The following is a 10,301-nucleotide window of genomic DNA, read 5'->3' on the forward strand; positions in this document are numbered from 1 at the left end:
ATAGATGACAGCAAAAAAAAACATAGATATCGGCAGACTCTTACTCGAAGAAGGGCTTATCTCCAGTGATACTCTCACAAGGGCACTTGAGCTCCAGACAGAGGCTCCTGATAAAAAAATCGGAGAGATACTGGTAGAGATAGGAGTTCCAGAAGAGTTCGTTCTTCAGGGGCTTTCAAAAAAACTGGGGCTTGCTTATGTGGACAGGACCTCTTTTCCTGAAACCCTGCCTGTTGAGCTATCCTTTGAATTCATGAAAAACTGCCTTATCCTGCCCTTGAGATTTGAGAATGGAAGATTGCAGGTCGCTATGGCAGATCCCGAAGATAAAGAGGTTATAGATAATCTAAAGGCATCCCTGGGATGTGCTGTAGAACCCTTTATTGCAAGCAAAAATTCTATTATTGAGCATCTTGAAAGACTCTCAAAGATAAAAGAGTCAACAGTAAGTGAGATAATGGTAAATATGGAAGAGATAGCTGAAGAAATACCGGAAGAACTTAATCATCTTAAAGGAATGGCACAGGAAAAGGGTGTAATAAGACTTGTTGATCTGCTCATAGAAAAAGCGGTCAATGAAAGAGCAAGTGACATTCATATTGAACCTGAAGAAACTCGACTAAGGGTTCGTTACAGGATAGATGGGATCCTCTATGACAGGGAATTCCTTCCAAGGAAGATGCAGCCAGCAATAACATCAAGGATAAAGCTCCTGAGCCAGATGAACATTGCCGAGAGAAGGCTCCCCCAGGACGGAAGAATAAAGGGCACTTATGGAGGAAGACCCATTGATATCAGGGTATCCACAATCCCTACTGTATATGGTGAAAGTATAGTTATGAGACTCCTTGATAAGGAGACAGCGTTCCTGACCCTTGAAGAGCTCGGAATGGATCCAGAGACACTTAAAAAATATGAATCTCTTATCCAGAGACCCTATGGCATGATACTCATAACAGGTCCAACTGGAAGCGGTAAGACCACTACACTCTATGCCTCCCTTGACAGGATAAATTCTCCTGACAAGAAGATAATCACTATAGAAGAACCTGTTGAGTACCTTATGAAGGGAATAAATCAGATACAGGTCAAACCAAAGATAGGGCTCACCTTTGCAAGTGGTCTTAGACACATAGTTAGGCAGGACCCTGATGTAATTATGGTCGGAGAGATAAGAGACCTGGAGACAGCAGGCATTGCAATCCATGCAGCCCTCACAGGCCATCTAATCTTCAGCACACTGCACACAAATGATGCACCTGGAGCAATGACAAGACTGATGGACATGGGCGTTGAGAACTATCTTGTATCCTCGACCCTAATAGGCGTTGTTGCCCAGAGGCTTGTAAGAAGGATATGTACTTCCTGCAGGGTAGAATACCGTGTGCCGGAGGAGCTGAAGAAGGAGCTCAGAATAAATCAGGATATCCTCTGGAGAGGTACAGGATGTGAAAAGTGCTCAAACACAGGTTACAGAGGAAGAATAGGCATATTTGAACTCCTTGTAGTTAATGATGAAATAAGAAATATGATCATGGCAAAGGCAACCTCAAGGGAAATGAGGGAAAAGGCCATAAGCCTTGGAATGAAGACCCTGAGACAGGATGGAATTGAAAAGGTAACAAAGGGTATAACAACAGCAGAGGAGGTCCTCAGGGTAACTCAGCAGGACATAGAGTGAAATGGTTAATTATATAAGAAAGGAAAATGGCATTGTCCTTGTGGTGGTTCTTTTTGTAATAATAATACTTATTATCCTTGGCCTCAATCTTTCATATTCCACAAGATTCGGCCTGATGAGTACGAAGAACATGAAGGAGGGCACATCTCTACGTTATGCAATGCTTGGAGCCTTCAGTGAAGCGTTAGCCTATATTGCCAGTGATAAAGATCCTGCTGTGGACTATGTGGATGAAAAGGGCATTCTCCACATTGATGACAGAGAACCTTTCCCGCAGCAAAAGGAATATAATGGTATTAAATTAGATGTAATAATAACAGATGAAGAAGGCAGGCTTAATATCAATATGCTAAATGACCAGCAACTCAGAAGTCTTCTTAAATATGCCGGTGTTCCCGATGACAGGTTACAGATAATAATAGACTCCCTAAGGGACTGGATAGATCCTGATGACCTTCACAGACTCTCAGGAGCGGAGAAGGAATATTATGAAAATCTTGAAATACCCTACAGACCTAAAAACCAGGTATTAAGTGTACCTGAAGAACTACTTCTTATAAGAGAATTTAAAAAAGATTATTTTTACGGTTCAGAAGAAAATAGAGGGATAAAGGACTTTATAACCACCTTCAGTGGCGGAAGATTAAATATAAATACTGTGTCCAGAGAACTTATGGAGGTCCTAGGACTCGGAAGGATAGATTCAGATACTATAATATTTCAGAGAAATAGCCTGAGAGGTTACAGGTCCATACCACCACACCTAACGGCACTCTTCAGGGCAACATCATCAAATGTATTCAGAATAGAGATAACACAAAAGGACTCAGGCGAAAAGATCGTTGCAGTTATTCAGAGAATCCCTGCAAAATCAGGTTATATGATAAAAACACTTTACTGGAATGAAAAGAGGATATGAACATCCTTTCTCTTGACATAAGGCAGAATGAGATTAATTACGCAATTTACAGAAAAACCTTTTCTCCCCTTTATTTTATTACAGGCAATCCATTCGCTTTTCCATTGTTTATCAAAGAAATTAAAAGAGGAAACACCAGATGGGAAGACCTTCCATCAATAATTGAAGGTCTTAAAAAAGAACCTTTAGACTGCATGATCCTCGGCCTACCTTTTTATAAATTCAATCACCACATCATTGACCTCCCTTTAAGATCAGAAAAGGAGATAAAAACAGCCCTAGCCTTTGAACTGGAAAAAAAGCTTCCCCTTCCTGTTGACCAGTATTTATACAATTTTACTTTTCTTAAAAAAACAGGGCAAGGCTCTACCCTTCTCTGCCTCTCTATAAGGAAGGAGCATCTTCTCAACATAATAGAGCCACTCAGAAACACAGCGATTCCAGTGGCAGGTATATCTTGTACCTTTACAACAGAGATAATCCACATAGCAAGGAAAAACAGAGGCAGGTTAATAATGGCACAGCAGGATGGAGAATATATATACCTTGCCTGTCTTCTTGATTCAGAAATAAAGGCCCTGAGACTCATAAGAAGAGATGAAGAAATAGAATATCCCTTTGGTTTCCAGGACCCTTCAATACCGGCATATCTTCTCAGATCTCCAAATATTAAACCTTCAGGTCTTTCAGAAGAACGAGATGAGAGATTAAAACACTATCAGACAATAGAGTTGAACCCCACAGAATTAATCATAAAAACACCAAAGCATCTCCAGTTTATTCCTGATGATCTCGCTATGCCTTTCAGGGACATACGGCTTAAGGTTGCTGGCGCTATTTCAGGTACAGCTGTAATAATATTCCTGCTCACAGACCTTTTAGCCCTATATAAAGAAAAAAGGGCATATGAACATTTTACAAACCTTGTAAGTGAAATTAAAGAGCTTAGAAGCACTGGCCCTCTTGAAGAACGGTCACTTCTTATTAACAGATATTCACAGCTTAAAACAGATACATTCAATATTCTCTCAGCACTCAGAAGAACATTACCCCGGGGAACAATCCTGAGCTCTGTAAACATAGATATCCAGAACAGATTACTTGAAATAGAAGGAAGGAGCTCAAGCTCTTCTTCTGTGCTTCAGGCCCTTGAAAGCTCCGGTTTTTTTAAAAATATCTCCTATTCAGGGGCAATAACAGTTAAAGAAGGAAAAGAGGTCTTCAGGTTCAGGATGGAGATAAAATGAGAAGGAATATACTCTTTTTACTGCTGGGAGCAACCATAGTATTGATACTTCACAATTACATTGAAGACAGAAGACAGGAGCTTCAAGAAGAGATATTTAAAATTCAGAAAAGGCTCACCAGAGCTGCTGAACGACAGTCCTCAGCTGAAACAGAAAAAAATAATGTTCAAAGAACTAGACTTTTTGATGCTTCCTCCTCAACTCGAGCTCTATCGGAGCTCCAGGCATTTATAACAGATACAGCAAAGGCATCAGGAATAGAAATCCTTTCAGTGAGACCGAGTCCTGTGATAAAGTATACCTACCATGAAGGAGTGGTTCTTTACCTGGAGGCAAAGGGCGATGCTCAGGATATTGAGAAATTCCTTGAAAGAATCCATTCAGCTCAAAGGGCTTTTTTTATTACAAAACTCATACTTAACCACGCCTCATCAGAGAATCCAGGAGAACTGAAACTAACAATGGAGATAGCTGGGTTGAGGACTCTATGAAAAATTTAAGGACATGGCTTGTGCTATCGGGTTTTATTCTTCTTGCCATCAGCCTTGAGCGATTTTACAGGCAAGCAATCTCTTACGATCCTTTAATAGCAGCACCTGGCTTAGAGAGAACAACCAGTAATGCTCAAGTTATCCAAAACACAGAGAAAGATAAACCTAAGCCAGAAAAAGGTATTCTCATAAACCTTTTTGGTATAGAAGAGATAAGGATGCCGGAGAAGCCCCTCACCACAGTAGCTCCACCTCCGCCTCCACCTCCCGAACCACCCCCTCAGATTATACTTAAAGGGGTTATACTTGAACCTGATGGTAGATACAGAGCATACATAGAAATCGACGGCAGAAAGATACTCTCTCTGAGAGCAGGTGAAGGTGTTGACAATATAACCATTACTGATATAAAAGAAAGGAGTGTAAGCCTCAGATGGAAAGACCAGTCAATGGAATTGTCCATAGAACCAAAAAGACGCTGAGCCTTCTAATCACAGCTTTTCTTCTGCTAAACGCCTGTGCAAAAAGACAGGAGATAAGACCACCTGAGCCCCCTCTCCTTAAGGAAGAGCTCATCCTTCCAGAGCCACCCCAGCAAAAACAGCAAGAGGTGGTAGAGATAAAAAAACCGGAACCACCGATAACTATTGAGAAAAAAGCAGAGGAAAAATACATCGTTCTGAATTTTAATAATGCAAGCATAGAAACAGTCATTGCCACCATAGGTGAATTGCTGAATCTGAACTATGTCCTTACGCCAGGTATTTCCGGAAGGGTAACAATACAGTCCTATAAAAAATTTCCAGTGAGTGACCTAATGCAGATATTCCAGACCATCCTTGAAATGAATGGACTAACAGCTGTCAAGGATGGTCCTCTCTACAGGATAGTGCCCATAGATACAGCAAAACAACAACCCCTGCCGGTTGAGCTTGGAAAGAAACTCGTCATAGACCATGGATTTATAACACAGATTATACCCCTTGAGAACATAAAGGCATCTGATGCAGCAAACACCCTAAGGGGCCTTCTACCAAGGGGTGCAGACCTCATAATCTATGAACCATCAAACTTATTAATCCTGACAGCACCTCCCCATGCAATTGTTAAGTTCATGAAGATCATTGAAGCGCTTGACATACCAGTGGGTGACAGGGAGGGTATCAAAACCTTTGTCTATTATGTTGAAAATGGAGAGGCAAAAAAATTAATTGAAGTCCTCAAAACTATTTTTGGAGAAAAGAAAGGAAGACCAACATCTGTTGTAAGACCAGCACAGCCCCAGCCAGCTCAACCAGGTCAGAGGCCTGCAACACCTGATGCATCTGCCGAGATTGAGGGTGAAATAGTAATGACAGCCTATGAAGACATAAATGCCATAATCTTTAAATGCACACCGAGGGCCTATCTTGAGATACTTGAGACACTTAAAAAACTTGATATACCACCAAAACAGGTTCTCATAGAAGTTCTTATAGCTGAGGTTACCCTGGATGACAAACTGCAATTTGGAATTGAATGGTTACTTAGAGGTTCAACCTGGATAGAGGGTAACAGGGCAGGGATTCTTGGTGGTTTTGCAACAGAGCCATCAAACTTCTTTGAGACCACTGGTAGCGGAAACAATCCTACATTAGATCTCACGAAATTCAGACCTGTAGTATCATCAGGGGTGTTCGCAAACATACTTGATCCAGAGAGATTCAATGTCCTCATATCAATGCTTTCTGGTACAAGCAAACTAAATGTCCTTGCAAGCCCTCATATCCTTGCCCTGGACAACAAAGAGGCAAAGATAGAGGTTGGCAGTGAGATACCCATAGCAACAGGACTTGTACAGCAACCATCAACAACAGGCGGAGCCACCCTTGTATCACAGGGTCAGATCCAGTACAGGACAGCTGGTATAATCCTAACAGTTACTCCCTATATAAGTGACAAGAACCAGGTGACCCTCAAGATAGCACAGGAATACAGCGCTCCAGGTGCGCCAACAAAGATTGCAGGACAGGAATTTCCATCCTTCATAACAAGAAGAGCAAATACAACAGGCATAGTACAGGATGGCCATACCCTTGTGATAGGTGGTCTTATATCAGAACAGGCTACTCATAGCAGGTCGGGTATACCGCTTCTTAAGGACATACCACTTCTGGGCTGGCTCTTTGGTTCAACAAGTGTGCAAAAGACCAAGACAGAACTCCTTGTAATGGTTACACCCAGGGTGATAAATTCTCAGGAAGAGGCTGACAGACTTGTAAATGAATTCAAAGAAAGGGTAAGGACCATAAAAGAAAAGATAGAGCAAAAATAATGCTCAAACTCAGGGATGGCATAGTTGAGCTCTACAGAAAGGTTGCTACATCTCTTCCAAAGGATGTGGAAGAAGGCCTCAAGCTTGCCCTTGAGAAAGAAAAAGAACCAGCAGCCATTGAGAATATAAAGATAATACTTGAAAACATCAAAATGGCAAGAAAGAATGAAATTCCCCTCTGTCAGGACACAGGTGTGCCTGTCTTTTATGTTAAAGTGCCAAGATGTCTTGGCCAGGAAAGGATCAAAGAGACCATTATTGAGGCAACAAGAATTGCAACCGAGAAGATTCCTCTGAGACCGAATTCTGTAGATGTCTTAACAGAGAAAAACACAGGGGATAACACTGGCAGGGATTTTCCTGTTATCCACATGGAAGAAACAGAAGAAGAACACCTTATAATAGACCTTCTTCTTAAAGGTGGTGGTTCAGAAAATATTGGTTGTTTTTATAAACTTCCCTGTGAGCCCGTAAAGGCGGAAAGAAACCTTGAAGGAGTAAAAAAGACAGTAATTGATGCTGTCCTCAGTGCACAGGGAAAGGGATGTCCACCCTATATAGTGGGAATTGCAATCGGAGGTTCAAGGGACCATGTAGCCTATCTATCAAAAAAACAGCTTATGAGGAAATTGAATGAAGAAAATCCAGAACCTCTTTTAAAAGACCTTGAACAAAGTCTTTTTAAAGACATAAATAAACTTGGTATCGGAGTAATGGGACTTGGAGGAGCAAGCACCTGTATAGGTGTAAAGATAGCAATATCAAACAGACATCCAGCCTCCTATTTTGTGGATATAACATTTAGCTGCTGGGCACTTAGAAGAGGAAGACTAATATGGTAAAACTCACCACGCCATTAAATGAGCTCACCGTACGCTCTTTAAAGGTGGGCAAGATTGTCTATATAAGCGGTTTGATAATAACAGCAAGGGACAGGGTTCATAAATATCTTATAGATAACAAACCTCCCATTCCTGAACTCAGGGACTCAATTATATACCATTCAGGACCAATTGTTAAAGATTCCAGAGTTCTCGCAGCAGGCCCAACCACGAGCTCAAGACTTGAACCCTATACAGCTGAACTAATAGCCCATTACGGAATAAAGGCTATTATAGGAAAAGGCGGTATGGGAGACAGAACTGCTCTGGCCCTAAAGAGCTATGGAGCCATTTATCTACAGACAACAGGTGGAGCAGCAGTTTATCTGGCAGAAAAAATAAAGAGGGTTCTTGGTGTCAGATTTCTTGAAGAATTCGGAATGGCAGAGGCAATGTGGTTTTTTGAGGTTGAAGACTTTCCAGCAATAATTACAATGGATAGTCATGGAGGGAATTTACATAAAGATATAGAAGAAGGCAGCAAAAAAGCAGCACTTAACCTGATTTTTTGACAGCCAGCTTCCTTTTGGTTTATATTTATAAATAAATTTTTAATGAAGGAGGTAAATCTTATGAAGGTCAACATGGCAGACTGGGACAGGATTACCAGGATAATCCTTGGATTCCTATTCATCACCATTGCAATAATCAAAGGCTCACTCTGGTGGATACTCGGTGCACTGGGTATAATCTTCATAGCCACATCAATAGTAGGATTCTGCCCCTTATATGCAATCCTGGGGTTCAAGACAAAGCATGAATAAATTATTTATTGCTGGCGGAACAGGATTTGTAGGTACACACCTCATTGAGGCCCTGCTTGAGCAGGGCCTTTCTTTTAAATGCCTTGTAAGGGATGAAAAAAAAGCCCTTAAACTCAAAGAAGAAGGCATCGAAACTCATATTGGCGATATTACAGATAAAGCTTCCCTGAAAGATGCCCTAAAAGGAATCGATATTGTAGTGCATCTTGTTGGAATAATAGAGGGTAGCAAAGAGGATTTTAAAAAGATTCATGTTGAGGGTACAGAGAATCTCATAAAGGAAGCACTTAAATCAGACATTAAACTCTTCGTTTACCAGAGTGCCCTTGGTGCATCACTTAAAGGTGAAACACCATACGAAAAGACAAAGGCGCTGGCAGAGGAACTGGTCATATCATCAGGAATTCCATACATCATATTCAGACCCTCCTTAATAATAGGCAGAGGAGACGGCTTCACAAAAAAACTTACTGATATTATAAAAAACTTTCCAGTAATACCCGTTCCAGGTGATGGAAAAACAAGATTCCAGCCAGTATATATAGGAGACTGGGTTAAGGCATTCATCAAAGCAGTATTTTATAAAAAAGAAAAAAACAGCCTTTATGAAATCGGAGGTCCGGAGCATCTCAGCTATAATGAAATCCTAGAAATCCTGATGGAAGCAACGGGAATCAGAAAACCCATTATTCACATTCCTCTCTTGCTCATAAAGACAGGTCTTCCAGCTGGCAGAATTATAAAACAACTCGGTGCAGACATACCCCTTCCTACACCTGACCAGCTCAAACTCCTAAAAAAGGATAACATAACAGACCCTGATATTATTAAAAAGAATTTCGGCTTTGAACCCCTGAAATACAGAGAGGCTGTTAAAATAATATTTTCCTGAGACTTCCCTTTAAACCCAAAAATCTAAAGAAATATTTCCGAAATATTTCTCCTATTGACATTCAATAATTTTTTTGAGAAAATTAAACTAAGTTTTAAGTAGATTTTGATTCTAAGGTCTTAAAAATGTCTGATTTTTTAACTATAGTAAAAGGTGCATTACTGCATGATATTGGTAAGCTCATCCAGAGATCAAAAGAAAATCCTTCTGAAAAGACTCACGGCCAGTGGGGATATGAATGGTTAAAAGAATTTTTTTGGTGATGATCCCTCCATAAATGCCACTATCACGCATCACAAAGATGACAAAGAGACCTTTCAATCTAACTTCGGGCTTATCTGGTATGAGGCTGATAACCTTGCCTCTTCAGAAAGAAAACAGGAAGGAGACAATGAAGAGGGCAGATGGGAGATATTTACACCTCTTGTCTCACCTTTCTTCAAGATCAGAAATCCAAACAATCTATCTGAAAGATTAACAGAGATACCTTATCTCAAGCCCCTAAAACCCTTTAGAAAGGATAAAAAAAATAAAGTTATAGAAGAATTTGAATCTGTTACCTTCAAAAGACCAGAAATAACTCAAAAAACCTATGAATCGATACTTAACGCTTTAAAAAATGACCTTAATACTGCTAAAGCACACAAACCCTACAGCATAAACTTACTTTTAATGCTTTTTGAAAAACATTTAAGCAATATCCCTTCAATTACAAAAGAAATATTTAAAGGAAAGGAAGAGGAAATAGAGAAACATCCTGATATCTCTCTATTTAGCCATTTAAAACTAACTGCTGCAATAGCAGGATCCATGTATCACTTCTACAAAGAAACCTATCCTGACAGATGGGATAAAGACTTACTTAAAGAAGAGATACTCAATCCACCCTCAAACATAAAACCTTTCTTACTGATTGGTGGTGATATATCTGGTGTACAGAAATTTATCTATACCATAACATCAAAAGCTGCACTTCGCTCCCTAAAGGGCAGATCTTTCTATCTTGAACTCCTTGCAGAACACGTAGTTTCTGAATTAATTAATAAACTTGAACTAAGTAGATGTAATATAATCTTTTCTGGTGGGGGACATTTTTATATTCTCTCTCATAA

General features: G+C 40.2%; 12 protein-coding genes. All 12 read left to right on the top strand.

All coding sequences use genetic code 11. From position 1 onward, the window contains the following. Window positions 1–4: 4 nt before the first annotated feature. Window positions 5–1,681: a type II secretion system ATPase GspE gene (gene gspE / locus N2257_05145; GenBank protein MCX7793774.1), complete on the top strand. Its 1,677-nt coding sequence runs from the start codon at window positions 5–7 to the stop codon at window positions 1,679–1,681. A gap of 1 nt (window position 1,682) precedes the next feature. Next, entirely contained in the window at window positions 1,683–2,600 is a 918-nt protein-coding gene (locus N2257_05150) for a general secretion pathway protein GspK (GenBank protein ID MCX7793775.1), read from the top strand. After that, entirely contained in the window at window positions 2,597–3,847 is a 1,251-nt protein-coding gene (locus tag N2257_05155; protein MCX7793776.1) for a PilN domain-containing protein, read from the top strand. Before N2257_05150 ends, N2257_05155 begins: the two co-directional genes overlap by 4 nt. After that, window positions 3,844–4,338, top strand: a complete 495-nt coding sequence (gene pilO / locus N2257_05160; GenBank protein MCX7793777.1) for a type 4a pilus biogenesis protein PilO — start codon at window positions 3,844–3,846, stop codon at window positions 4,336–4,338. The genes N2257_05155 and pilO overlap by 4 nt, the downstream gene beginning before the upstream one ends. Next, on the top strand, window positions 4,335–4,820 hold the full coding sequence (locus N2257_05165) for a hypothetical protein (GenBank protein MCX7793778.1): 486 nt from the start codon (window positions 4,335–4,337) through the stop codon (window positions 4,818–4,820). The genes pilO and N2257_05165 overlap by 4 nt, the downstream gene beginning before the upstream one ends. Continuing rightward, window positions 4,772–6,652: a hypothetical protein gene (locus N2257_05170; GenBank protein ID MCX7793779.1), complete on the top strand. Its 1,881-nt coding sequence runs from the start codon at window positions 4,772–4,774 to the stop codon at window positions 6,650–6,652. The genes N2257_05165 and N2257_05170 overlap by 49 nt, the downstream gene beginning before the upstream one ends. Continuing rightward, window positions 6,652–7,494, top strand: coding sequence for a fumarate hydratase (locus N2257_05175; protein MCX7793780.1), 843 nt, complete (start codon window positions 6,652–6,654; stop codon window positions 7,492–7,494). Before N2257_05170 ends, N2257_05175 begins: the two co-directional genes overlap by 1 nt. Continuing rightward, entirely contained in the window at window positions 7,488–8,045 is a 558-nt protein-coding gene (locus N2257_05180) for a FumA C-terminus/TtdB family hydratase beta subunit (protein MCX7793781.1), read from the top strand. Before N2257_05175 ends, N2257_05180 begins: the two co-directional genes overlap by 7 nt. A gap of 60 nt (window positions 8,046–8,105) precedes the next feature. Continuing rightward, complete coding sequence (locus tag N2257_05185; protein MCX7793782.1) at window positions 8,106–8,297, top strand: DUF2892 domain-containing protein; 192 nt, start codon at window positions 8,106–8,108, stop codon at window positions 8,295–8,297. Continuing rightward, window positions 8,290–9,189, top strand: a complete 900-nt coding sequence (locus N2257_05190; protein MCX7793783.1) for a complex I NDUFA9 subunit family protein — start codon at window positions 8,290–8,292, stop codon at window positions 9,187–9,189. Before N2257_05185 ends, N2257_05190 begins: the two co-directional genes overlap by 8 nt. A gap of 125 nt (window positions 9,190–9,314) precedes the next feature. After that, on the top strand, window positions 9,315–9,452 hold the full coding sequence (locus N2257_05195; protein MCX7793784.1) for an HD domain-containing protein: 138 nt from the start codon (window positions 9,315–9,317) through the stop codon (window positions 9,450–9,452). A 73-nt stretch (window positions 9,453–9,525) separates the two neighbouring features. Then, window positions 9,526–10,301 (top strand): type III-A CRISPR-associated protein Cas10/Csm1 (gene cas10, locus N2257_05200; GenBank protein MCX7793785.1); only part of this gene is annotated, 776 nt, incomplete at its 3' end.

The organism is Thermodesulfovibrionales bacterium (assembly GCA_026417875.1).
In the GTDB taxonomy this organism is placed as follows: Bacteria; Nitrospirota; Thermodesulfovibrionia; order Thermodesulfovibrionales; family CALJEL01; genus CALJEL01.

Coding starts and splice junctions, on each gene's coding strand:
- N2257_05155 (MCX7793776.1), top strand. CDS start 2,597: ATGAACATCCTTTCTCTTGACATAAGGCAGAATGAGATTAATTACGCA.
- N2257_05150 (MCX7793775.1), top strand. CDS start 1,683: ATGGTTAATTATATAAGAAAGGAAAATGGCATTGTCCTTGTGGTGGTT.
- N2257_05190 (MCX7793783.1), top strand. CDS start 8,290: ATGAATAAATTATTTATTGCTGGCGGAACAGGATTTGTAGGTACACAC.
- N2257_05175 (MCX7793780.1), top strand. CDS start 6,652: ATGCTCAAACTCAGGGATGGCATAGTTGAGCTCTACAGAAAGGTTGCT.
- N2257_05170 (MCX7793779.1), top strand. CDS start 4,772: ATGGAAAGACCAGTCAATGGAATTGTCCATAGAACCAAAAAGACGCTG.
- N2257_05165 (MCX7793778.1), top strand. CDS start 4,335: ATGAAAAATTTAAGGACATGGCTTGTGCTATCGGGTTTTATTCTTCTT.
- pilO (MCX7793777.1), top strand. CDS start 3,844: ATGAGAAGGAATATACTCTTTTTACTGCTGGGAGCAACCATAGTATTG.
- gspE (MCX7793774.1), top strand. CDS start 5: ATGACAGCAAAAAAAAACATAGATATCGGCAGACTCTTACTCGAAGAA.
- N2257_05195 (MCX7793784.1), top strand. CDS start 9,315: ATGTCTGATTTTTTAACTATAGTAAAAGGTGCATTACTGCATGATATT.
- N2257_05185 (MCX7793782.1), top strand. CDS start 8,106: ATGAAGGTCAACATGGCAGACTGGGACAGGATTACCAGGATAATCCTT.
- N2257_05180 (MCX7793781.1), top strand. CDS start 7,488: ATGGTAAAACTCACCACGCCATTAAATGAGCTCACCGTACGCTCTTTA.